This is a genomic window from Jannaschia maritima (assembly GCF_030973515.1).
Classification (GTDB): Bacteria; Pseudomonadota; Alphaproteobacteria; order Rhodobacterales; family Rhodobacteraceae; genus Jannaschia; species Jannaschia maritima.
The window spans coordinates 12,993-36,521 of the sequence record NZ_JARGZA010000026.1; the positions used below are offsets into that span (position 1 = coordinate 12,993).

A 23,529-nucleotide genomic window follows, 5' to 3' on the forward strand; every position below is an offset into this window, starting at 1 on the left:
CCCCCTGACCTGGTTGATCGCGGGGGCGATGGTCGGCCGGCTGGAAGCGCTGACTACCCCGATCCCGGCCCCCGCCCCCGCTCCGGTTCCCGCCCCCGGGGACGGGACGCGGACCCGCCCCGGGGGGCGCGCGGCGCAGCCGTCCAGGCCCCGCCTGCCGACCGCCCGCCCCGCCCCCGCCGCGCGGGCGGCGGACGCCTCGGGGCGCAGGCCGTCGGGAAGGCGGCCTTCCAGCGACCCGTCCAACAGGCGGCGCAGCCAGGCGGCCTCCCGCGGGAGGGCGAACTCGGCCACGACCTTCGCGCGGCCCGCCCGGCCCATCGCCGCGGCGCGCCCCGGGTCGCGGGCCAGGGCGTCCATCGCGCGGGCCAGCCCCGCCCCGTCGCCCGGCGCCACCAGGAGGCCGGACACCCCGTCCTCCACTAGCTCCGGCACGCCCGCGATGCGCGTGGTCACGACCGGAAGGCCGGTGGCCATCGCTTCCATCAGCACGACGGGCACGCCTTCGGCGAAGGAGGGCAGGACGAGCATGTCCGCCACCCCCAGCGTGTCCGCCACGCCGCTTTGGGACAGGTATCCGGTGAAGGCGACGCGGTCCCCGAGCCCCAGCGCCGCCGCCCGCGCCTCCAGGGCGGGTCGCTCGGGACCGTCGCCCACCAGCGTCGCGCGCAGCCCGGGATGGTCCGACGCCAGGCGGGCCAGCGCATCCAGGAGCAGGGGCGCCCCCTTCACGCCCGCCAGGCGGCCCACGAAGACTACGTGGCAGGCGCCCGCCTCCGCGCCCGCCCGCGCCGCGGCGGGGCCCCGGGCGGGCAGGCGGTCCGGATCGACGCCGCAATGCACGATGCGCAGCCGGTTCCAGTGCCCCTGGTCGGAGAACAGCATCGCCTGGGAGCGCGCGAAGTGGCTGATGCAGGCCACGAAGGCTGCGCGGGCGACCTTCTCGTCCAGGCGCCAGTGATGGGGGGCGAAGAACTCCGCCGGGCCGTGCAGCGTGAAGCTGAAGGGCAGCCCCGCGATGCGCGCGGCCAGCATCGCCACGCTGCACGAGCTGTCGGCGAAGTGGTTGTGCAGGTGGTCCGCGCCGATCGCATGGAGGCGGTCGGCCAGCACCCCCGCCTCCAGCAGGTAGAACCCCTGCCACAGCGCCGCCTTCGCCCCGGGCGGGCGCATGCGCCAGGCCAGGGCCGCGGCCCCCAGCCAGCGGCGCGGCGCGCGCGCGAAGGTACGGGCCTGCGCCCCCAGAAGCCGCCGCGGCGATCGCGCGGCCTCCAGCACGGCGAAGGTGGCGGCCTGCTCCGCGCGCAGGGCGTCGTCGACCATGTGCTCCGCGCCCGCGCGCCGGATCGTGTGGGTGGCGACGTCCAGCCCCCCCGCCCGCAGGGCCGCGACCTCGCGTTGGATGAAGGTGTCGGTGGCGCGGGGGTACTCGCCGGTCAGGTAGGCGATCCTGCGGGTCACCGCGCGGCGTCCCGGTCGGCCGCCAGGGCGCGCGCGAAGGGTCGGGCCGGCGGCGCCCCCGCCATCAGAGCGCGCATCGCCGCGTCGTCGTAGGTCACGGGCCGGAACCGCGCGGCGAAGCGGTCGCGCCGGCCCAGGGGGGCGGCCAGCGCCAGGACCGGTCCCAGCGGCACGCCCACCGGGCGCAGCCCCAGGGCGCGGGTCCAGTCGGCGCGCGTCGGCGGGTCGGGGTCGACCAGGTTCACGGCCCGCACCGCGCCGGCGGGCGGCGGGTCGTCCGCCACCCGGAGCAGGGCCTCGGCGCAGCGGTCGACGTGGATCGCGGGCACGCGGCCCCGGGCCGCGGGGCACAGGACGCGGCCCCCGCCCAGGCGGAAGCCAACCTGCGCGCTCCAGTCGCGTCCGGGGCCGTGGATCGCGCCGGGCCGGGCCAGCGTCACGGCCGGCCCCCCCTCCCCGGCGGCGGCGCGCGCCGCGTCCTCCTGCGCGCGCTTGGCGGCGGCATAGCCGTCGGGCGCGGCGCCCGCGTCCACGAGCGGCGAGGCTTCCGACAAGGTGTCGCCATCCGCCATCCCCGCCACGTCGTAGACCGAGAACGAGGACACCAGCACCAGATGCGCCACCCCCGCCCCGCGCATCGCCACCAGGACCGCGTCCGTCGCGGCTGCCGTGTCGCGCGCCATGCGCGCGGCGTCGCCGGTCGTCGCGGCGGCCGCGTGGATCACCGCGCGCGCGCCGCGCAGATGCGGCACCAGGGCGGCCGCGGCGTCGGGGGCAGACAGGTCGCAGGCGATCGTGCCGTCCTCGCCCCGCCGGGACAGGGCCGTGACGGGCCCGCCCGCCGCCGCCCGCGCCGCCGCCACGACGGCGCGCCCGAGGAAGCCGTTCGCTCCCGTGACGGCCAGGGCCCCGCTCACGGCAGATCCCCCGCGGCCCAGGGCATCGGCGCCATCGGCGCGAACCGGGTGCCTATGTCGCGCACCGTGCCGCGGCCCGCCTCGTGGATGGCCAGCGTCACCTCGTTGAGGTGCAACGCGAAGTCGGCGTCGAGCCGGGGGCGCCGCCCCGCGGCGAGCGCGTCCAGCACCTCCGCCGGGCCCAGCATGAAGTTCATCGACGCGGCCCCCGTGCGCCCGACCTTGGGGTGGGTGGGCCCCTTCAGCCGCAAGCGGCGGGGCAGGCCCTCGAAGACGCGGCGGCGGACGCGGAACCGGCGGCGGCGCCGCACGGGCGCGGCGTTGTCCCAGGTTTCCGCCAGGCGCAGCGTGCCTTCGGTGCCCGTCACGGTCAGCGCGTGGTCGTGCGGCGCCAGGATCGAGCAGGTCAGCCGCGCCACCGCGCCGCCGGCGAAGTAGAGCGTGGCGCAGCTGTAGTCGGGGGCGCCCGCGGGTCCCCCGTCCAGCTTGACGCGGTCCAGCTCGGCGCCCGCGGCCACGACGCGCGCCACGGGGCCGAAGATCGCCATCAGCCAGGTCACCACGTAGCCCGCATGCTCGACCGTGCAGCCGACGCGGAACTCGTCGGCGGCGGGCCAGCGGCTGCCGCTCGCCCCGCGCCACGTCTCGTACGGGGCACGGCCGATGAAGCCGTCGTCCATCTCGGCATAGACCAGCAGCGCCTCGCCCGCGGCCCGGCCCCGCACGGCGGCCCACAGCGTCTGCGCGCTCTCGCCCAGGACGGAGCAGGGCGCGGAGGCCAGCACCAGCCCGCGCTCGCCCGCCAGGGCGTGTAGGCGTCGCGCGTCGCCCATGTCCATCGCCAGCGGCTTTTCCGAATAGACGTGGCGCCCGGCCTCCAGGATGGCGGTGGACACGCCCGCATGCTCGTGCGGGTTGGTCAGGTTCAGCACGAGGTCGGACGCTTCCGTGCGTCCCAGCAGGTCGTCCAGCGAGGCGGCGGGCGCCACGTCCCAATGCGCGCAGAACGCGGCCAGCCGGTCCGGGTCGCGGTCCCAGGCCGCGCGCACGGCGATGTCGGGGAAGGCCGCGGCCGAACCCATGTAGAGGTCGGCCACGAAGCCCGTGCCCACCAGGGCCACGTGGCGCGGCGCATGGCGCGCGGGGGGATGCGTCGCGTCCGCGCTCACCGCCCGTCCTTCCGGTCCCGCCTCACCGTCCGCGGGTCCAGGCCAGGTCGGACCGGCGCGCGCGCACCGCCAGCGCCACGCCCGCATAGACCGCGAAGCCCGCCGGGTCGGTCGCGGCCAGCCGCGCGGCGCCGCCCGCGCCCAGGGGCGCCTTGCCCTCGTTGGCCATCAGTTCGGGATGGCGCGCGGCCAGCTCGCGCACGCCCGCGTCCTGGCGGCGGCGGACGCGGACGAGGTTGGACCACCCCTCGACCATGGGCCAGTGGTAGCGGGCGGGCACCTCGACGCGCTCCCCGGGCGCGAAGTGCAATCGCACGAACGTGTCGTCCGAGATGATGTCGGGGAACGTCCCCCAGCGTCCGCGGCCCGCGCGGTTCACCGCGAACAGCCCCGCCCCCACCGCGCCGCCGCGCACGAAGGGCAGGCGCCGCCACACCCGCGCATAGAGCCGCGTCGCCCCCGTCCGCGCGGGCGCCACCGCCAGCGTGCCCGTGGCATAGAGCGGGGATCGCGGCGCCAGGGCCTCCGCCAGCTGCGCGACCAGGTCGGGGTCGCAGCGCACGTCGGCGTCCAGGTAGATCCGGGCGGGCGCCCCGCCTTCGGCGTCGATCGCCGCGTCGGCCCTGTTCAGCGCGGCCAGCTTGCCGGGCTCGGGGGCATCGATCACGTCCAGCCGCCAGCCCATCGCGGCGAAGGCGCCCTCGTGGGCGTGGGCGCGGGCGACGGTGTCGTCGGTGCAGGCGTTGGCCGACACGATCACGCGGGCGCGCGCCACGCCCCGCTGCGCGGCCAGGGCGGCCAGGCAGGCGTCGATCCAGGCGGATTCGTCGTTGGCGGGGATGACGATGGCGGGGACGTCCATGGCCGGTTCCCTAGGACGCCGCGTCCGTGCGCGCCAGCCCCGTGCGGCCCGCGGGGATAAGCGGAGGTTAAAGCCCGCCGGCGGCGCGGGGATCCGTCCGCGCCGCGTTCCCCGTCCCGCCGGGCGGTGCTAGGGGGGCGTCCATGAGCGCGCCCTCCGCCCCGCCCTCCGGCTCCGCCCTCGCCCCCGATGGCCTGTCCTTCCACGCCCCCGCCCCGCCCGGCGGCATCGCGGTCGGCGTGGCCTCGCGGTCGGCGCTCCTGGACGACCTGGGCGCGCGGCTGGCCGCAGGGCGGGGCTTCACCCTGGCGACGCTGAACCTGGACCATCTGGTCAAGCTGCGCGCGGACGACGCGTTCCGCACGGCCTATGCGGCGCACGGCCACGTCGTGGCGGACGGCAACCCCGTCGTCTGGCTGCACCGCCTGGCGGGCCGCGCGGTCGAGCTGATCCCCGGATCCGAGCTGGTCGCGCCCCTCGCGGCGGCGGCCGCGGCGGCGGGCGCGCCCGTCGCACTGCTGGGCTCCACGCGGGACGTGCTGGACGCCGCCGCCGCGCGGCTGGAAGCGGACCATCCCGGCCTGCGCGTCGCGGTCCGGATCGCGCCGCCCATGGGCTTCGACCCCGAAGGCCCCGGCGCGGACGACGCGATCGCCGCGCTGGGGGCCGCGTCCGCGTCCGGCCTGTGCTTCCTCGCCCTGGGCGCGCCCCGGCAGGAACGCTTCGCCGCCCGCGCCGCGTCCCGCCTGCCCGGCTGGGGCTTCGCGTCGGTGGGCGCGGGGATTGATTTCGTCGCGGGGCATCAGGTGCGCGCACCCGTCTGGACGCGGCGCATCGCCATGGAATGGGCTTGGCGCCTGGGACGCGACCCCCGCCGCTTGGGCGCGCGCTATGCGGCCTGCTTCGCCGTGCTGCCGGGGCTGGCGGCCCGCGCCCGCGCCGCCCGGCGGGGCTGAGCGGGCCGGATCCGCGATTTGTCATGCGCCCCCCGGTGCTGTAGGGGGCAGGCCCGACGCTCCGGTCCCCCCGCCTCCGCGTCGTCCCCCGCGCGCGCCGCGCCGTTGCGCCGGGGACGGGAGGGGGCCATGTTTACGGATTATTGACGAACCGACCCTTAATCGACGACCCCGACCCTTAGGTGCGCCCATGTCATTCGCAGACCGATCCGCCGAGACGTCCGTCCGCCCCGATTCCCGGTCCGGGCCGATGCGCTTCGCGACCCCGGGCGTGGCGCTCCTGGTGCTGTCCGTGCTGGCGGCGGCGTTCTTCTTCCGCGACGGCATCGACGCGCTCCTGCGCGCCTGGCAGCTGCCCGAATACAGCCACGGCCCCCTGATCCCCGTTCTGTCGGCGCTGCTGTTCCTGCGCCAGCTCAAGGACGTGCCGGAGAACCACGGCCCCGTTTCGGACCGCTGGCCCGGCGTCGCGCTGCTGATCGTGGCTCTGGCCCTGGGCGCGGTGGGCAAGGTCGCCAACATCGAGGACATCGTGGCCTACGCGCTGATCCTGTGGGTCGGCGCGACCATCCTGATCTCGTTCGGCTGGTCCACGGGCAAGCAGTTCTGGCCGGGCGTGCTGCACCTCGTCTACATGCTGCCGCTGCCCGGCGTGCTGTACTACAAGATATCCACCGTGCTGCAGGCCATCAGCTCCGAGCTGGGCGTGTGGATGCTGCGCCTGATCGACGTACCGGTCTTCCTGGACGGCAACATCATCGACCTGGGCGTCCTGAAGCTGCACGTCGCGGAGGCGTGCTCCGGCCTGCGCTACCTGTTCCCGATCCTGTCCTTCTCCTACGTGTTCGCGTGCCTCTACCGCGGGCCCGTCTGGCACAAGGCGGTGCTGCTGCTGGCGGCCGTGCCGATCACGGTGGTCATGAACTCCGTGCGGATCGCCTTCGGCGGCTGGATCGCCAACCGCTTCGGCATCGAATGGCTCGAAGGGTTCACCCACTTCTTCGAGGGCTGGGTGATCTTCCTGATCTGCGTCGTGCTGCTGTTCCTCCTGGCCTGGGCCATGCTGAAGCTGCAGCGCTCGCCCATGACCCTGCCCGAGGCCCTGGACCTGGAGATGTCGGGCCTGCCCGCGCAGATGGCGCGGGTGCGCCTGGTGCGCCCGTCGCCCGCGCTGATCGCGGGCACCGTCGCCGTCGTGGCGGGGGCGGCCGCCTTCTTCGTCAGCCCCCCGCCGGAGCGCGTGGCCCCCGACCGGGAGCCGTTCGTCCTGTTCCCCACCGCGCTGGGGGAATGGCGCGCGGGCGCGCCCCTGGCCCTGACCCCGGAGGTCGCCGCGGCCCTGGGCGCGGACGACTATCACTCGATCGACCTGGTCCATCCGGACGCGGCCGCGCCCGTGGGCTTGTTCATGGCCTATTACGAGGACCAAACGAAGGGCGGCATCCATTCGCCCGAGATCTGCCTGCCCGGTTCGGGCTGGGAGATCGCGTGGCTGGAGCGCGTCGACCTCGCGCCGACGATGGCGGGCCGGGACGACGCGTTCAACATCAACCGCGCGATCATCCAGAAGGGCGAGGCGCGGATGATGGTGTACTACTGGTTCGCGCAGCACGGCCACCACACGGCCTGGGACTTCGCCGCGAAGATGCAACTGGTCTGGTCGGGCATCACCGCGGGCCGCACGGACGGCGCGCTCGTGCGCATCCTGACCCGCATCCACCCGAACGAGGACGACGCCGCGGCGGAGGCCCGTCTGCGCGCGGTCTTCGACGAGACGGTCGAGGTCCTGCCCCGCTTCGTGCCCGAACTCTGACGAGCACAGCGCCGGCGCCGGTGCGGTTTACGCAAGGTATGGGCGGAATGTCGCGGATTGTCGGGAACAACGGGTCGGTTCCGGGCCTTCTCCCTATGCGATGGGACCGGCCGCGCGGGGACGTAAGTGGCTTGCACGGCGGTAAAGAATCGGTTAACGCCTTGGGAAAGGCCTGGATTGGATCGTCGTTCCTGAGCGGTGATCTTTGTGAAGATGGAGAGTTACGCATGACGATTTCGATCAAAGCTATGGTGGCTGCGGCCGCCGCTACATTGATGATGGGCACGGCCGCGCAGGCGACGACGGTGATCTCCGTCGGCGGCGCCGACGGCACCATCACGGCGGGCACCACCGGTGCCGGGTCCAACGACACGCTGGTGGCGACGGGCGGCGTCGACGAAGTCTTCCTGGGCTTCACGGCGACCGACAACATCACCGTCCCGACCTTCTCGATCACCGGCAACGGCCTGAGCAACGGTGCCGACCTGGCCAACGTCCGTTTCGAGCTGCTCGTCAACGGCTCGTCCGTCGGTGGCGTGGGCTCGTTCGATCCGGTCAACACGAGCGGCGTTGCCGGCGACAACACGTCGAACGGCGCGGAGTTCTTCCCCGGTTCGGCCACGACGATCATGGCGAACCAGGTCTTCGGCATCCGCTTCTTCGAAGCGCCGGGCACCAACATCGCGAGCGACGTGCTGGTCGACGTGACCTTCAACACCATCGCGCCGATCCCGCTGCCCGCCGCCGCGCCGCTGCTGCTGGCCGGTCTGGGTGGCATGGCCTTCGTCGCCCGCCGCCGGAAGGCCGCCGCGTAAGCGACGCCTATCGAGATACGGCGCATTCGCGTCACGGGGGCGGTCCATCGGGCCGCCCCTTCTCGTTCGTGTCGTTGGGGTCCGAATCGGTGCGGCACGGTCGTCCACCACGGCGCCGTCTTTCCTCGTCACCCGATCCAGTACGCTCCATCGCCTTCGGGCCCTGACCGAGGGCGGCATCCCGCCCCCGGACGACCCTTCCTGCCCGGGCCACGGGACGGGGCCGCGTCGCACTCGGGCGCGCATGGAGGTGACAGGCCCCGAAACCACCCCGCATGCCCGTCCCGGTTCGTGCCGATCCTCGGCGGACGGGTGCCTCCCCCGGGGGTAAGCGCGAGCATGACGCGGCGGTACGGACCTCATGCGGAAAGGACGCGGACGCCGCGAGAGCGATCAGGCAGCTGCCCTGCCGCCTGCGGCGTGCCCGTCCGCGCGCGCCTCGCGCGTCCCATGACAGGTCATCCCGCCGCCGATCCTGGCCCCGTTCCGCAAGCGGGATGTCGGGGACCTCCGCTCCACGCACGCTCGGGCTCCGACTGACATCCCAATTGAGGGGGAGGTTGGGCACCTGTCGATACGACCCCCATCCGCTCCGAGGGATCGGGGAGACCGAACCGTAGGGCTTATGCGGCGAACTTCATGTGTCTTCGAACCGTTCATCAACGCTTTGCGCGGCGACGTTCGAACGGGGTTCCGGGATCCGTGGACGAACGCCCCGCGTTATCGACGCCGATCCGTCCATCGACGGGATCGCCCGCCATGCCGTGGCGAGATGGCGTCCGATCCACATCGACGGTGATCGCATCGGTCGTCCACCCGGCGCCGGCCGGTTCCGCGCCCGGGCCTCCGGGCCGCGTCGACCGGCCACCCGGCCGTCGCCCCCTCGCCGTTCCGGCCGACGCCGTTCGCCGGCGCGGTCTGGAGCGCGGAAACCTAGTAGTAATAGTAGTCGGAGGTCTGCGGACCCGTGTGCTTGCACTTGTTCAGCACCACGCCCAGCACGGGGACCTGCGCGGCCAGTTCGCGCTCGCAGGTGTCGATCTCGGCGATGGTGGTGGTCCCGGCGCCCGCGACGATCATCGCGCAGTCGACATGGGCTACCAGCCCGATCGTGTCGTCGCTGACCAGCAGCGGCGGCGTGTCGAACACCATCGTCGTGGGCTGGTACTCCGCCTGCAGGCGGTCCAGGGCCTCGGCGGTGGAGCGCGCCTGCAGCAGCTCGGCCGTGCCCCCCTTGGCGCCCCGTACGAAGCCCGCGGCGAAGTTGTCCCCCAACCGGACGGATTGGCTGGCGAAGGACGCACGGCCCCGCAGGACCTCCGTGAAGTCGCGGTCCGTCGGCGCGCCGGTCAGGCGGCCCAGCGACGGGCGGCGCAGGTCCATCTCGCACAGGACGATCCGGGCGGCGTCCTGGCGCGTCAGCGAATAGCTCAGGTTCAGGGCGATGGTGCTCTTGCCGCAGCCCGGCCCGGGCGAGGTGATCGCCATCCGGGTCCAGCCGTTGGCCTGCATCTGCTGGGCGATACGGGTGCGCAGCTTGTCGAACTCGGTGCTCTGCCGGCCGCCCGTGGCGGTGACGATGCGCCCCCGTTCCAGGAGCTTGGCGTCGGGCGTGAAGCGGGGGATCGCGTCCCAGGCCTCCGCCCCCGCGCCCTCGGCGGCAGGGGGCGCCGCGACGTCCGGCGCGCGCCGGGGGGGGCGGGTCCGCGGGGCCTCCGCCGCCACCGCGTCCGGATCGGCGGCGGCACCGTCCCGCGCGGCGCGGGCCTTGGCGATGGCGACTTGCAGGCGTTCCATGGCGCCCTCCTCCCCCCTAGAGGCCGGCCGTGTCGATGACCGCCAGGAGGCGGTCCAGCGGCAGGCGGTCCATCACGCGTTCCGCCAGCAGGTCGAGCGGCATGAAGTAGGTGTCCACCGCCCACAGCCCCGCCGGCACCACCAGGATCGCCGTGGCGAAGGCCGCGCCGATCAGCGCGCGGCGGCGCAGGATCTCGCCCCGGGTGCGGATGAAGGACAGCGTGGCCAGCGGCGTGATCTCCAGCTTGTCGACCAGCTCGACGGGGCGGCGCACGGCGCTCGTCATCAGCTCCAGCAGCGCGATCAGCCCCAGCCCCAGCAGCAGCCCGCCGCCGCCGCCCGCGGCCAGCAGCTTGGTGCGGTCCGGGCTGGACGGCTCGCGCGGGACGATCGCCTGCTCGATCACGGAGATCCGCTCGCCCTTGGACAGCGCCTCGATCATGTCGCCCGTTTCCGCGCGCGCGCGCTTGGCGACGGCCTCGTCGTACTGGCTGCGCACGTTCTCGTAGTCGCGCTGGAGGGCGTTGATCGTCTGCGCGTTGGCGGGCGTGGCGGCGATGGTGGCCTGCAACTCCTCCAGCTGGCCCTGCAGGCGGGTGCGCTGCTGGTCCAGGAACTCCAGCTGGCGGTCGATGTCGGCCAACTGGATGTCGTAGGCGGTCAGCGGCACCGGCGCGTCAGCCGTTTCGCTCGCGCCCTCGGCCACGGCGCGGGCGGCGTCCGCCCGCTGGCGGGCGACGATGGCGGCCATGCCGTCGATGCGCTGGCGCAGCACGCGCATGCGGGGGTTCTGCTCGGACAGCACGGACAGGTTGGCGGCGTATTCCTCGCGCATGGCGCGCAGCTCGACCTCCTCGCGGGTCAGGTTGGCGTCCGCCCCGCCGCCCAGCTCGCCCGTGGCGGCGTACAGGCGCTCCAGGTTGTCGCGGCGGTCGCGCAGGCGCGCGACCTCGCGGTCGATCTCCAGCAGGCGCTCCTGCCCGGAGGTCAGCTGGTTGCGGCGGAACTCCAGGCTGTCGGGCAGCGCGTCGCGGTTCTGCTCCTGGAAGGCGGCGATGCGCGCGCCGGTCTCGGCCAGGGCGCCGTCCAGGCGCTCGACCTCCTGCTCGAAGAATTCCAGCGTCTGGCCGGACACCCCGGTCCGCATCGCCACGTTCTCCTGCAGGATGAGGGTCACGACCTCGTTGGCGACGGATGCCGCCAGGCGCGGGTTCGCGTCCTGGAAGCTGACGTCGACCAGCGTGGCCTGCCCGCTCCGCCCCGCGCCGCGGGTGCGGATGCCGATGCGCCCGCGCAGGTCGGACACGATCTCGTCGGGGCGCAGCGGCTGCGCCTCGCCGGGGCGGCGGTCGTAGACGTTGAGCCGGTTGGACATGTCCAGCAGCCGGTCGCGCGTCAGGATCCGCTGCTCGATGATCTGCAGCTGCTCGGAAGCCTCCGTGCGCACGGTCGTGGCGGCCAGGTCGCCCGGGATCTGCTCGGACTCGACCACCAGCCGGGCCGACGCGACGTAGCGTTCGGGCAGCAGCTCGGCCACGGTGAACCCCGCCGCCAGGCCCAGGATCGTCAGGATCAGCACGTAGTGGATGCGCCGCAGGACCAGCGACAGGTAGAAGCGGACGTCAGGCATCGCGGGCCCCCTTGCCGGTCTCGGTCACGACCTTCCCATGCATGCCTTCCGGCACGGCACCCCCATGCGCGCCTTCCGGCGCGGCACCCTTGGGCGCGCCCTCCGGCACGACCGGATCGATCAGGCGCAGCGGGTCGCGCTTGGCGCGTCCCCCGAAGAAGACGTCGTCGTCCAGGACCTGGCGCACGATCCCTTCCGTGACGCGGTCCGATCCGTCCGTGAACGCATAGAGCAGCGCGAAGTCGCACAGCTGGTTGACCAGCCGCGGCACCCCCCCCGTGCGATCGTGGATCAGGAGCGTGGCCCCCGTCTCGAAGGTGTCGTCCGCGCCGCCCGCGACCGCCATGCGGTGGGCGATGTAGTCGGCCACGTCCTCGGCCGACAGCGCCGGCAGGTGGAAGCCCACCGCCACGCGCTGCGCGAACTGGGTCAGGTCGGGCCGGGCGACGACGTCGCGCAGCTCCGGCTGGCCGACCAGGATCAACTGCAGGATCTCGTCCTTGACGGAGTTGATGTTGGTGTACATCCGCAGCTCCTCCAGGGCGCTCCGCCCCAGGTGCTGCGCCTCGTCGAAGATCAGGATGACCCGGCGTCCGGCGGCGTACTCGTCCAGGAGGAAGTCCTGGAACTGCGCGAACAGGTCGACATAGGTGCGCTCCGGCGGCGCGGGCTGCTCGAAGGCGTGCAGCACCCAGCGCAGCAGCTCGCCCTGGTCGCCCTGCGCGTTCGACACCAGGCCCACGGTGACGTCGTCCTCGATGCGGGTCAGCAGGTGCTGCAGGAGCGTGGTCTTGCCCGCCCCCACCTCGCCCGTCAGCAGGGTGATGGGCGCGCGCGTCATCAGGCCGTATTCCAGCACGGTGAAGGCGCGCCTGTGCGACCGGCCCCAGAACAGGAAGGTCGGATCCGGCACGAGGCTGAACGGCCGCTCGGACAGCCCGAAGTGATCGCAGTAGATGTCGGAAGTTCTGGCCATATCCTCGAGACGTCCGCCGCCCTGTCCGCAGCCACCCTATACCAAACCAAACGGGACCGGCGGGCGTCCCGCCATCGCGGCCGCCCCCGATCCCCTGTGACCGTCAGCTATAGGGCCGGACCCCTCGGGGCAAGCCGTCGCGGCCTCCCGCCCCCCGGGCCGCGGGCGACGACGGCCGCGCGCGGGACGCCATCGTCGCCCGCGGGGGGCCTTGGGGGGCGAGGCGCCGCCACGATGTCGCCGCGGTCGGGCGCCCGCGCGCGCGCCCGCCGATCACGGTTCCGCCATCGCCGCGTCGCGGAACCGGCGACAATCCCGGCGGAATGCCCGAACAAGCCGCGTTCGGAGGACGATCGACCCCGATCCGGCGCGGCGGCCGGCGGAAATCGGGCCCTCCGGTGTCGAAAGCCGGGTTAGATGTGGACCTGGGCTCCGACAGCCACTAGGTGTCGGCCCGTAGAGATAGGCACGAATTTTCCTCGTAGTTTTAGTGGTTACATGATGACAGTTCGAACGGACGACGCGCAGACGACCGTATTTCGGGACGTATCCGCGCGGGGCGGCATCGCCGCCGACGGGATCCATCCGACCGGGCCCGTCCTCGTGGCGGCGGGCGATTCCCCCGCCGACCGACCCTCGCCGACCGCCCCTTCCCCCGTCGGCGGCCTTCCCGCCCCCGTGCGGCGGCCCGCCATCCGCGGCGCCGCGGGGGCCGCGCTCGACCGGATGCTGCAGGACGAGTCCGCGGACGCCGCGCGGCCCGTGCGGTCCAGCCTCTACCGCTCCCCGGTCAAGCGGGCGCTGGACCTGATCCTGGTCTTCGCCTTCGCGCCGATCGTGGCGCCGATCATAGGCCTGCTGGCGCTTCTGGTGATGCGCGACGGCGGGCAGCCCTTCTACGGGCAGGACCGCATCGGGCGGGGGGGGCGCGTGTATCGCATCTGGAAGCTGCGCACGATGGTCTGCGACGCCGACGCCCTGCTCGAAGCGCATCTGCGCACCGACCCCGCCGCGCGGGCCGAATGGAACAGCAAGCAGAAGCTGCTGGCCGCCCCCCGCATCACGCGGATCGGGCGGCTGCTGCGCAAGACGTCGCTCGACGAGCTGCCGCAGCTGTGGAACGTGGTGACGGGCGACATGTCCCTGGTCGGGCCCCGCCCGATGATGGTGTCGCAGCGCCGCCTGTACCGCGGGCGCGACTACTTCCAGCTGCGCCCGGGCATCACGGGGCTGTGGCAGATCTCGGACCGCAACGCGTCGACTTTCGCCGACCGCGCCAAGTTCGACACCGTGTACAACCGCATCCTGTCGCTGCCCACGGATCTGGGCATCCTGCTGGCCACCATCCGCGTCGTGCTGCGGGGCACGGGCCACTAGTAGGACCCGTCGGACGATCGGCCCGCGGGGCCGGGAGGGCGACCTGGGGCGGATGCCGCGCACCGCCCGCCATCCCGCCCGGGCCCTTCCACGAGACCACCGCCGACGGGGCCGCCTCCGTGGCGACCGGCCGGGCCGCGTCCACCGCCGCCGAAGGGGGGAGCGGCGCACGGGCCGGGCGCGCGACCCCGGACGGGATCCCCGCCCCCGGTTCCCGGGGCACGTCCCCCTTGCGCCGCCGGTCCCGCCGGGGTTTCCCTTACGGAAAACGGAAGGGCCCTCCATGAAGCGCATCGTGATCCTGTGCGACGGGACCTGGAACCGGTCCGACAGCGCCACGCCGACCAACGTGGTCCGCTTCGCCCAGGCGATGCGGCCCGTCGATCCGGTGGGCGTGGCGCAGGTCCCCGTCTACGTGCAGGGCGTGGGCACCGGGCGCGGGCCGACCCGCTGGCTCCGGGGCGCCGACGCGGTCCTGGGGGGCGCCTTCGGGCTGGGGCTGATGGACGTCCTGGTGGAGGCCTATCGCCACCTGGTGTTCCTGCACGAGCCGGGGGACGAGATCTTCGTGCTGGGCTTCTCCCGCGGGGCCTACACGGCGCGGTCGCTGGTGGGGCTGATCCGGTCCACGGGCATCGTCGACCGCGACGCGCTGCACCGCATCCCCGAAGCCGTGGCCCGCTACCGCACCCTGGACGATCCGGACACCCATCCGGGCAGCGAGGCCAGCCACGCCTTCCGCGCGCGCATCTCCACCCGCGTCACCACCTCCGAGGCGGAGCGCCTGTGGCGGGGAACCGAGGGACACCCCGACGCGGCCGTGCTGCGCATCCGCTATCTGGGGGTGTGGGACAGCGTGGGCGCGCTGGGGGTGCCGGCCTCGGTGCCGGTGCTGGGCCATTGGACGGCGCGCAAGCACCGCTTCCACGACGCGGCCCTATCCAGCATGGTCGAATCCGCGCGCCACGCCGTGGCCCTCGACGAGACGCGCCGCGCCTTCGCGCCCACCCGCTGGGACAACGTCGCGGCCCTGAACGAGGCCGCGGCCGCGGCAGGCGCCGATCCCGCCGATCCGCCCTACCGCGAGCTGTTCTTCGCGGGCGACCACGGCTCGGTGGGCGGCGGCGGCGACGTGCTGGACCTGTCGAGCATCGGCCTGCTCTGGGTGATCGAGGGGGCGCAGGCGGCGGGCCTGGGCTTCGACGCCCGCGCGCTGCAGGCCATCCGCGCGGCGCAGAACCCCCACGGTCCCCTGCGCAACCGGTCGCGGCCCGCCGCGGGCTGGGGCGAGCGCCTGACCCGGATGCGCCCCCGTCCCCGCCGCGGTCCCGACGCCGTGTCGCAGCTCCATTCCAGCGTGCTCGTCCGCTATGCCGCGGAGGCCAAGGGCCGCGGCTTCCGCCCCTACCGTCCCGCCAGCCTGGCGCGGCTGGAAGCGGCCCTGGCGGAGGCGGCGCGGCGGGACGGCCGGGGGGGGGCCCACCTCGTGACGACCCCCGCCCCACCTCGTGACGACCCCCGCCCCGCCTCGTGACGGCCCCGCCCCGCGCCCCGTCTTCATCTTCCGTTCACTCCCCCGTGCGAGGGGCATGACAATCCCGCGCCGTCCGTCTAGGCGTCGGGACCGACGCCCCATCCCCAGAACGGACACGTCTCGGCCATGCCCTTCCGGTTCCTGCTCATCCCCGCCCTCGCCCTGGCCCTGGCGGCCTGCAACTCGTCGGAGGAGCGGGCGGCCGAGTTCTTCCGGTCGGGCCTGGAGCTGCGCGAGGAAGGCGACCTGAACCGCGCCGCCATCGAGTTCCGCAACGTGTTCCGCTACGACGGCGAGCATCGCGACGCCCGCCTGAACCTGGCCGAGATCCTGCTTGAGCAGGGCAAGGTCCCGGAAGCCTATGGCCAGTACCTGCGCCTGTCCGAGCAATATCCCGACGACCTCGACATCCGCACCGCCATGGCCCTGATCGCCATCGAGGCGCGCCAATGGGACGAGGCGGAGCGCCATGGCCGCATGGTCGTGGACGGCGGCGTGGACACGTTGGACGCGCGCGTCGTGGGCGTGGGCCTGGATTACCGCGCCGCCGTCGCGGCGGAGGACGCGGAGGCCGGGGCCGAGGCCGTGGCCCGCGCCCGCGCCATCCTGGAGGAGGCGCCCGATCGCATCATCCCGCGCCAGGTCGTGATCGCCGACCAGGTGGAGGGGGGCGACCCCGCGGCCGCGCTGGACGACATCGACGCGGCCATCGCCGCGCGGCCCGACGCCATCGACTACCAGATGCTGAAGCTGCAGATCCTGGCGCAGGGAGGCGACGACGACGCCACGGAGGCGCATCTGCGCGCCATGTTCGACCGCTTCCCCGACAACCAGGAGGTGCAGAGCACGCTGATCGCCTGGTACGTGCGCAACGACGACTTCGACGCCGCGGAGGCCTTCCTGCGCGAGCTGGCGGGCCCCGACACCGGCGAAACGGCCGGCCACCTCGCCGTGATCCGCCTGATCGAGCAGGCCCGCGGCCGCGACGCCGCGATGGCGGAGGTCGCCCGCCTGGCCGAGGCCAACGAGGGCGACGTCGCCAACTCGCTGTTCTACCGCTCGCTGGAGGCGTCCTACCGCTTCGACGGGGGCGAGGCGGAGGATGCCATCGCCGCCCTGCAGGCCGCCCTGGAAACGGCGGAGGCCGCGCGCGACCCCGAAGCCGAGGACGCCGCCGCGCTCGGCACCGAGATCCGCCGCGTGAAGGGCCTCCTGGCCCAGATCCTGCTGTCGCGGGGCGACGTCGTGGGCGCGCGCGCCCTCGTGGAGGAGGTCCTGGCCGAGGACAGCACCGACGTCGTGGCCCTGCGCCTGCGCGGCGCCATGCTGATCGAGGACGACCGCCCCGACGAGGCCATCGTCGACCTGCGCCGCGCGCTGGACCAGGATCCGCGCCAGACCGACGTGCTCCTGCTGCTGGCGGAAGCGCATGGCCGCAACGGCAACCGCGAGCTGATGGGCGAGCGCCTGGCCACCGCCGTGCAGGTGTCGGGCGCGGCTCCGCGCGAATCGCTGCGCTACGTGCGCTACCTGCTGGACGACGACCGCGCGGCGGCCGCGCGCACCGTGCTGGCCGACGCGCGCGAGGCCAACCCCCGGAACGTGGACATCCTGGTCGAGACGGCCCGCCTGGCGCTGCGCGAGGACGCGCTGGGGACCGTGCGCTCCGCCCTGGCCGACCTGGAGCGGATCGCCGACGCTGATCCCGCCGCGGCGCGGGCCGCGACCTCGCTGCGCTCCGCGCTGCTGCTGCGGTCGGACCGGCGCGAGGAGGGGCTGGCCATGCTGGCCGAGCAGGCGGGTGCGGCGGGCGAGGACGCGCGCTCGGTGCTGGCCATCGTGCAGGCCCGCCTGGCCGCGGGCGAGATCGCGGAGGCCCGCACCTATCTGGACGATCTGCGCGCCCAATCCCCCGACAGCGCCGACCTGCGCCTGATCGACGCCGCGCTCCTGGCCGCCGAGGGCGACCTCGAAGGCTCGGAGGCCACGCTGCGCGCCATCCTGGAGGACGTCCCCGGCGCGCCGGAGGCCGTGCGCCTGCTCTACGGGCAGCTCAACGCGCAGGGCCGCGCCGAGGAGGCCTCGGAGGTGCTGGCCACGGCCCTGAAAGCCCAGCCCGACAGCCGCGCGCTGCGCATGATGCGCGCGGGCGAGCTGGAACTGGCGGGCGAGCTCGACGCCGCCATCGAGGTCTACGACGGGCTCTACGAGAGCAATTCCGGCGACATCGTCGTGGCCAACAACCTGGCCAGCCTCCTGACCACCCACCGCGAGGACGAGGCCAGCCTGGAGCGCGCGAGCGCCGTGGCGCAGCGCCTGCGCGGCACGCAGGTGCCCGCCTTCCAGGACACCTATGGCTGGATCGCCCACCGCCGCGGCGATTACGGCGAGGCCCTGTCCTACCTGGAGCCCGCCGCCGAGGGGCTGCCGTCGAACCCGTTGGTGAACTTCCACCTCGGCATGACCTATGCCCGGCTGGACCGCCCGGACGAGGCCCGCGACCGGCTGGAGCGCGCGCTGGAGCTGTTCGGCGAGGCCCAGGTCCCGCAGGTGGCGATGGCCCGCGACACCCTGGCCCAGCTGGACGCCGCGCCGACGGAGGCGACGGACGCGGTGGACGGGGCGGACGGGGACGCCCCGGCCGCGGACTAAGGCGCCCCCGCGGCCCCGTCCACCGCGACCCGCGCGCAACGCTTTCCCGCCGCCTGGGCCGCGCGGGACGGCGGCGTGTTGCCCCGCCCCCGCGGCCGGCGCATCCTGCCGGCCGACGTCCAAGGACCATTCCACGCCCGCCGCCCGCAGGAGTACCATGACCTTCCTCACGCATGCCCCTCGCCGCCTGTTCCGCGCCTTGCTGACGCTGGTGGCCCTCCTGATGATCCCCACCGCCGCCCCGGCCCAGGGCGAGTACCGCGTCAGCCGCGGCGACGTCCTGCGCATCGAGGTCCTGGAGGACGAGACGCTGAACCGCTCCGTGCTCGTGGCGCCCTCGGGCCAGGTCACGCTGCCGCTGGCGGGCCAGGTCTCCGCCGCGGGACGGTCGCTGTCGGCCGTGCAGGCCGAGGTTCGCGACCTCCTGGCGCCCAACTTCTCGAACCCGCCCACGGTGTTCGTGTCCCTGGAATCGGTCCGCCCGCGCGAGGATCCGATCGAACGCGAGCCCGTGACCATCGGCGTGTTCGTGCTGGGCGAGGTCGCCAGCCCCGGCCGCCTGGCCCTGGAGCCGGGGACGACGCTGCTGCAGGCGATCTCGGCGTTCGGGGGCTTCGCCGACTTCGCCGCCACCAAGCGCATCCAGCTGCGCCGCCGCGGCCCCGACGGCACCGAGCGGATCTATCCGATCAACTACCAGGCGATCCAGGAAGGCCGCTCGCCCAACGGCACCGTCACGCTGATCGACGGCGACGTGATCCTCGTGCCGACGCGCCGCCTGTTCGAGTGATGGGACGCGCGGGGGGACGGGCCGGGCGGCGGAACGCGCCGCGCCGGGCGGGGGGGCGATTCGCCCCCGCCCGCACGGCCGCCTGCCTGCTCCTGGGCGCCGCCGTCGCGGGCCTGCCCGCCGCCGGGCAGGATGCGGGCCGCCTGCTGACCTTCGGCGTCAGCACCGGCGTCACGGCGCGCACGAACGCGGATCTCAGCGCGACGGATCCCGAATCGTCGCTCGCGGGGAACGTCGGGCTGGACTTCTCCTATTCGGACGCGACGCCGGTCCAGTCGCTGTCCTTCTCGGGCAACCTGACGCTGCGCGCCACGAACGAGGACGACCTGTCCAACGTCGGCGGCCCGCGCCTGCGCTTCGGCTATGCGCGCGCGGGACGCGACGCCCGGCTGGGCGTGAACGCCTTCGTGAATAGGATCGATATCAGCACATTGAGGACGACCCTCGATCCCATCTTCGACCCGGATCTGGGACTGATCTTCGATCTGGACGAGATCGACGGCGTCGGCACTAGGTTGGACTTCGGCCTTTCGACGGAACTGGAACTGAGGCGGCGAGCACCGTTCGGAATCACGCTGTCGGCGGGCTATGCAGGGCAGCGGTTTCCCGACACCGATGACGGAAGCGAGGACCGGTTTCGCCTGGGAAGCAGCTTCCGGTTCGATCTGAACCCGGTTTGGAACGCTAGTCTGGGCCTGTCCTGGTCGCGTTTCGAGAGAGACGCCGAGAGGTCACTCACGATCAACGGGCCAGTCCTCGTGCCCGCCGAGTCGCGCGATACCTACAGTCTATCCACCGGGCTGACGCGCGATTTGCCCACGGGCTCGGTTGGCGTCGTCTTCGACGCGACCCGGACGGAGGACGGGGAGCGTTATTCCACCCGTCTGACCCATAGCCGGGAGCTGCCCCTCTGGACGCTATCGGGCAGCATTGGTCTGGCCGAGGGGACATCGCAAGATCTGAGCGTCGTCGGCACGTTGGACGCCGTGCGGCAGCTAAGGAACGGGCAGGTCTCGATTGGCCTGGTCCGGACGATCGAATCGGACGGCGACGATGACGAACGCGAGCGCACCAGCTTGCGCCTGGGCTATGGCACCGAACTGAGCCCATTGATGGGGTTGAACGCCAGCCTGAACTATATCGAGACGAGCCAAAGCGGTGCCGACGACAGTGCGGGCAACATCAACATCGATCTCAGCCGCCGCTTGACCGAGGACATGTCGCTGAACTTGGGGCTGGCGCACCGCTACGATCGCGACGGGGACGGTACGGCCCGCGACAATATCCTGTCGTTGAGCCTGCGGCGCACGATCGCTTATAGGCCCTGATGCAGGCCTCGACGGCGGCCATGCCCTGATGGCCCAGGCGCTCCGGCCGCGCCCGATGCGGACACGGCCCCCCCACCCCACCCCGAACGCGCCGGGCCCGTGGTGGATCCTGGGCGCGGTCGTGGCCCTCTGCACCGGCCTGGAGGCGCTGGCCCAGGCCTCCGAGCTGGGGCTGACCGACGGGCGCCGCTGGCGGGGCGCGCTGATCGTCAACCTGGGCTTCTGGCCCGGCCTCCTGGAGAACTGGGCCGCCAACTACGCGGTTCAGCCGTGGTCGATGTTCGTCACCTACGCCTTCGTGCATGCCGACTTCTGGCACATGGCGGGCAACATGGGCGTGCTCGCGTGGCTGGGGCCGCCGGTGGCGCGCGCGGTGGGGACCGGGCGCCTGATCGTGCTGTGGTTCCTTTGCGCGGCGGCGGGCGGGCTGGTCTTCGCCGCCCTGGCCTCCGGGCCCACGCCGATGGTGGGGGCGTCGGGGGCGCTGTTCGGCCTCCTGGGCGCCGACGCGGCCCTGCGCCAAAGGGCCGACCCGAACGCCCGCCGCGTGGCGCAGGCGGCCGTGCTCTTCGCGGTGCTGAACGTCGCGGGCTACGTCATGCAGGACGGCCTCCTGGCCTGGCAGGCCCATCTGGGCGGCTTCCTCGCCGGCCTGGCGCTGGGGGCGTCGATGCGGATGCGCCGCACTCCCTGACGGTCGGGCCGCCGGCCGCGCGGGGCGCCTTCGCGGCCACGGGATCCATCGCCGCCACCTCCCCGCACCCCGCCCGCCCGTCGCCGGTCCGCGAACGGTCCGTTTCCCGCGTTCGGGCGAAGGCGATCCGAATTCTCAAGCGGGGCTTAACCGCCGGACCGTCACGGTCGCCATCGCGTCCCGGGCCCCTGCCCCCCCACGGCCCGGACGCGACCCGTTTCTCGTGGAGGTCCTTTCCCATGCCACTCGGCGCGCTCATGATCGGTGTCCTGTCCGGGCTGACCTGCACCGGCGGGGCGGCCGCGGCCGGCGCGGGGCCGTGGGCGCTGGCGGCCTATCCGCTGGGCGGCGTGCTGGGCACCGGCGCGGCCCTGGCCTGGGCCCTGCACCGCCTGGAAGCGGAGGAAGGGCGCGACGCCGGAGGGGATACCATCCGGATAGCCGCCGAGTAGCCATCGGGTAGCGGCTTGCCGACCTCCGACCCCGGGGTTACATGTAACGGAACCGTTCCGCTCCGGAGGTTTCCGCCATGCCCGTTTCCAACCGCGACCGCGTCGCCAAGCGCCGCGCCGCCCTGCGCGCCCAGGGCCTACGCCCCGTCCAGATCTGGGTCCCCGACACCCGCGCGCCGGGTTTCGGGGAGGAAGCCGCGCGGCAGATGCGCGTGCTGCGCGACGATCCGCACGAGGCGGAGATCACCGAATGGATCGCCGCGATCTACGAGGACCCGGACTGGGACTGGGATGCCTGAGGCTCCCTTGCGTGGCGACATCGTCGCCGCCGCCCTGCCGGGAGATTACGGAAAGCCCCGTCCCGTCCTGATCGTGCAGTCGGACACGTTCCTGGACTGCCCATCGGTAACGGTGCTTCCCCTGACCAGCGCGATCCGGGACGTCGACCTGACGCGGCAACGGGTCGGGCCCGGACCTCAGAACGGGTTGCGCCTTCCGTCGGATGTCATGATCGACAAGCCCGTGACGATACCGCGCGGGAAGATCGGCCCCCGCATCGGCCGCCTGGACGCCGCGACCCTGTTGGAGGTCGACCGCCGCCTGGCGGTCTTCCTGGGCATCGCGGCCTGAGGGGGGGCGCGCCGCGCGCCCCGCCCTACCCCGCCCCGCCCCGTCCGCGCGCCGCCTGCTCCGCTTCCAGAAGCGCCACCGCGCGCTCGAAGGTTTCGCCCAGGCCCCAGTCGTTGCCGTCGGCTATAGCGGTGAAGGCGGCGATCGTGTCGGGGCGCAGCTTCAGGTTCAGCTGCGCGTTGCGGCCCGTGCGGCGGCGGCGGACGGGCGGAACGGCGGCGTCCGCCGCGGGGGCCTGCCGGCCCTCCGCCGCCTCGCGCGATCGGAAGCCCAGGCGCTCGGCGCCTTCGCGGACCGCCTGCGGCGCGGGCCGCGGGCGGGCGCCGGGCGCGGGCGCCCATTCGGATGGGTCGAAGCCCGCCAGCCCGGGCGCCGTGGCCACGGGCTCGGAATCCAGGTCGTCGAAGCCCAGATCGGTGCGCACCTTGTTCATCACGCCGCCCCCGCCAGCTCGGCGGACGCATCCGCATCCGCATCCGCATCCGCGTCGGCCGCGCGCAGCCGCTCCAGCACCTCGCCCGCGAAGGCCTGCGCGTTGGCGCGCGCCTTTCCCAGGTTGCTGACCTGGCCGTCCGGCAGGTCGGACAGGAGACCGCCATAGTCGAAGATGTCGCGGAACGCCGCGCGCTCCACGATCGTGGTCCGGAACAGCGGCACCCCCGCCCCTTCCAGCTGCTCGCGCACGTTACGCAGGGAACGCGACGCGACCGCGGCGGAGGTCCGCGTCAGCAGCACGGCATGCGCGACCTGGCGGCGCAGCATCCGCTCCTGGTTGCGGATCAGCCGGATGGTCTTGGCCGCGCCCTTCGCGTCCATGGACCCGCCCTGCGTGGGGATCACCACCAGGTCGGCCATGCCCACCGCGTGCGCCGCCATCAGGCTCGCCGTGCCCTCCAGGTCGACCACCACGAACTGCGCCGCCGCCTGCGCCTCGGCGATGGCGTCGACGATCCCCTCCTCCGTGACGCCCTCCACCACGCGAAGCGCGTCGGGCCGTCCCGGCAGGCGGCCCCAGCCCGAGATCCAACGCTCCGGGTCGGCGTCGATCACGGTGACGTCCGCGCCGTGGGAGGCCAGCTCGGAGGCCAGCAGGAGCGCGGCCGTGGTCTTGCCGGCCCCGCCCTTGGGGTTGGCGAATGCGATGACGGGCATGGGGATGCCTCCTGCGATGGGTTGCCTGTACGTCCTCGGACGGGCCTCTCTGGCGGGGGCCGCGCCATGGGGGGAAGGCTAGCCCGCCGAAGGGGCTAGCGGCTAGCCGTCGCGTATCCACCGCGCCCGGGCGTGGCGCGGCGGCACCGGACGGTCCAGGGGTGGTGGTAGCCGCATGGTACCGTTGGCTTCCGTGGTGGTAGCGAGGAGGCCGGCGCCGGGGATCGCGAGCCGATGGCTAGCGGAACGCTATCCGAAGGCTATCGGATAGCTAGCGGAACGCTATCGTGGCGCTAGCCGTAGGCTACCGGACGGCTATCCGGACGCCCGCGGACGGCCGTCGGCGGGCGTCCGGGGCAAGCGGCGGAACGGATCGGTCCGAGACTCGGAACGTGCTCCGCCCGCACGGGCCGCCGGACACCACCCCCTGTGTCGGAACGGTCCTGCATACCACCACGTCGACCTCGAGCGGCGCCTCCACGTATGTGCGGGGGGTGGACGGGGGGGCGAAGGACCGGTCCCGC

The 23,529-nt window shown here is 73.7% G+C and carries 20 protein-coding genes and 1 pseudogene; 12 read left to right on the top strand and 9 right to left on the bottom strand.

The genetic code is table 11. The features are described 5' to 3' along the window. Positions 1-204 precede the first annotated feature (204 nt). The 4 genes and pseudogenes from P0084_RS17380 to P0084_RS17395 form a co-directional block, all read right to left on the bottom strand. Positions 205-1,461: pseudogene (locus P0084_RS17380) on the bottom strand (glycosyltransferase); the annotation flags it as partial. Then, entirely contained in the window at positions 1,458-2,378 is a 921-nt protein-coding gene (locus tag P0084_RS17385) for an NAD-dependent epimerase/dehydratase family protein (RefSeq protein WP_308918153.1), read from the bottom strand. The pseudogene P0084_RS17380 and the gene P0084_RS17385, both read right to left, overlap by 4 nt. Then, positions 2,375-3,547: a Gfo/Idh/MocA family protein gene (locus tag P0084_RS17390; RefSeq protein WP_308918154.1), complete on the bottom strand. Its 1,173-nt coding sequence runs from the start codon at positions 3,545-3,547 to the stop codon at positions 2,375-2,377. The genes P0084_RS17385 and P0084_RS17390 overlap by 4 nt, the downstream gene beginning before the upstream one ends. A gap of 22 nt (positions 3,548-3,569) precedes the next feature. Beyond that, positions 3,570-4,409 (bottom strand): glycosyltransferase family 2 protein, encoded by an 840-nt coding sequence (locus tag P0084_RS17395; protein ID WP_308918155.1) that lies wholly within the window; start codon positions 4,407-4,409, stop codon positions 3,570-3,572. Between the two features lie 143 nt (positions 4,410-4,552). Between P0084_RS17395 and P0084_RS17400 the strand changes: the two genes are divergently transcribed. The 3 genes from P0084_RS17400 (at position 4,553) to P0084_RS17410 (ending at position 7,993) form a co-directional block, all read left to right on the top strand. Continuing rightward, positions 4,553-5,365 (top strand): WecB/TagA/CpsF family glycosyltransferase, encoded by an 813-nt coding sequence (locus tag P0084_RS17400; protein WP_308918156.1) that lies wholly within the window; start codon positions 4,553-4,555, stop codon positions 5,363-5,365. A gap of 250 nt (positions 5,366-5,615) precedes the next feature. Further along, the gene (gene xrtD / locus P0084_RS17405) at positions 5,616-7,178 is read left to right on the top strand and encodes a VPLPA-CTERM-specific exosortase XrtD (RefSeq protein ID WP_308918157.1); all 1,563 of its coding nucleotides are present in this window, start codon (positions 5,616-5,618) and stop codon (positions 7,176-7,178) included. Positions 7,179-7,339: 161 nt separating this feature from the next. Next, entirely contained in the window at positions 7,340-7,993 is a 654-nt protein-coding gene (locus P0084_RS17410; RefSeq protein ID WP_308918158.1) for a VPLPA-CTERM sorting domain-containing protein, read from the top strand. Positions 7,994-8,926: 933 nt separating this feature from the next. On the opposite strand, the gene P0084_RS17415 is transcribed toward P0084_RS17410, so the two are convergent. From P0084_RS17415 to P0084_RS17425, 3 genes are read right to left on the bottom strand one after another with little or no spacing between them, the layout of a single operon-like run. Further along, positions 8,927-9,790: a CpsD/CapB family tyrosine-protein kinase gene (locus tag P0084_RS17415; RefSeq protein WP_308918159.1), complete on the bottom strand. Its 864-nt coding sequence runs from the start codon at positions 9,788-9,790 to the stop codon at positions 8,927-8,929. A gap of 16 nt (positions 9,791-9,806) precedes the next feature. Then, entirely contained in the window at positions 9,807-11,420 is a 1,614-nt protein-coding gene (locus tag P0084_RS17420; protein WP_308918160.1) for a GumC family protein, read from the bottom strand. After that, complete coding sequence (locus P0084_RS17425; RefSeq protein ID WP_308918161.1) at positions 11,413-12,396, bottom strand: ExeA family protein; 984 nt, start codon at positions 12,394-12,396, stop codon at positions 11,413-11,415. The genes P0084_RS17420 and P0084_RS17425 overlap by 8 nt, the downstream gene beginning before the upstream one ends. A gap of 498 nt (positions 12,397-12,894) precedes the next feature. Between P0084_RS17425 and P0084_RS17430 the strand changes: the two genes are divergently transcribed. The 9 genes from P0084_RS17430 (at position 12,895) to P0084_RS17470 (ending at position 21,853) form a co-directional block, all read left to right on the top strand. Further along, positions 12,895-13,773, top strand: a complete 879-nt coding sequence (locus P0084_RS17430) for a sugar transferase (protein WP_308918162.1) — start codon at positions 12,895-12,897, stop codon at positions 13,771-13,773. Positions 13,774-14,056: 283 nt separating this feature from the next. Beyond that, entirely contained in the window at positions 14,057-15,307 is a 1,251-nt protein-coding gene (locus tag P0084_RS17435; RefSeq protein WP_308918163.1) for a DUF2235 domain-containing protein, read from the top strand. A gap of 126 nt (positions 15,308-15,433) precedes the next feature. Beyond that, on the top strand, positions 15,434-17,959 hold the full coding sequence (locus P0084_RS17440) for a tetratricopeptide repeat protein (protein ID WP_308918164.1): 2,526 nt from the start codon (positions 15,434-15,436) through the stop codon (positions 17,957-17,959). A 157-nt stretch (positions 17,960-18,116) separates the two neighbouring features. Then, positions 18,117-18,749: a polysaccharide biosynthesis/export family protein gene (locus tag P0084_RS17445; protein WP_308918165.1), complete on the top strand. Its 633-nt coding sequence runs from the start codon at positions 18,117-18,119 to the stop codon at positions 18,747-18,749. After that, complete coding sequence (locus P0084_RS17450) at positions 18,749-20,077, top strand: BamA/TamA family outer membrane protein (protein WP_308918166.1); 1,329 nt, start codon at positions 18,749-18,751, stop codon at positions 20,075-20,077. The genes P0084_RS17445 and P0084_RS17450 overlap by 1 nt, the downstream gene beginning before the upstream one ends. Before the next feature lie 55 nt (positions 20,078-20,132). Beyond that, positions 20,133-20,771 carry a rhomboid family intramembrane serine protease gene (locus P0084_RS17455; protein ID WP_308918167.1) on the top strand — a complete coding sequence of 213 codons (639 nt, stop codon included), beginning with the start codon at positions 20,133-20,135 and terminating at the stop codon, positions 20,769-20,771. Between the two features lie 239 nt (positions 20,772-21,010). Next, on the top strand, positions 21,011-21,223 hold the full coding sequence (locus P0084_RS17460; RefSeq protein ID WP_308918168.1) for a hypothetical protein: 213 nt from the start codon (positions 21,011-21,013) through the stop codon (positions 21,221-21,223). A 77-nt stretch (positions 21,224-21,300) separates the two neighbouring features. After that, the gene (locus tag P0084_RS17465; protein WP_308918169.1) at positions 21,301-21,522 is read left to right on the top strand and encodes an antitoxin MazE family protein; all 222 of its coding nucleotides are present in this window, start codon (positions 21,301-21,303) and stop codon (positions 21,520-21,522) included. After that, positions 21,515-21,853, top strand: a complete 339-nt coding sequence (locus P0084_RS17470) for a type II toxin-antitoxin system PemK/MazF family toxin (RefSeq protein WP_308918170.1) — start codon at positions 21,515-21,517, stop codon at positions 21,851-21,853. Before P0084_RS17465 ends, P0084_RS17470 begins: the two co-directional genes overlap by 8 nt. 25 nt (positions 21,854-21,878) lie before the next feature. Here P0084_RS17470 and P0084_RS17475 read toward each other — a convergent pair whose 3' ends face one another. Beyond that, positions 21,879-22,286 (bottom strand): hypothetical protein, encoded by a 408-nt coding sequence (locus P0084_RS17475; RefSeq protein WP_308918171.1) that lies wholly within the window; start codon positions 22,284-22,286, stop codon positions 21,879-21,881. Then, positions 22,286-23,005, bottom strand: a complete 720-nt coding sequence (locus P0084_RS17480; protein ID WP_308918172.1) for a ParA family protein — start codon at positions 23,003-23,005, stop codon at positions 22,286-22,288. The genes P0084_RS17475 and P0084_RS17480 overlap by 1 nt, the downstream gene beginning before the upstream one ends. Positions 23,006-23,529 lie beyond the last annotated feature (524 nt).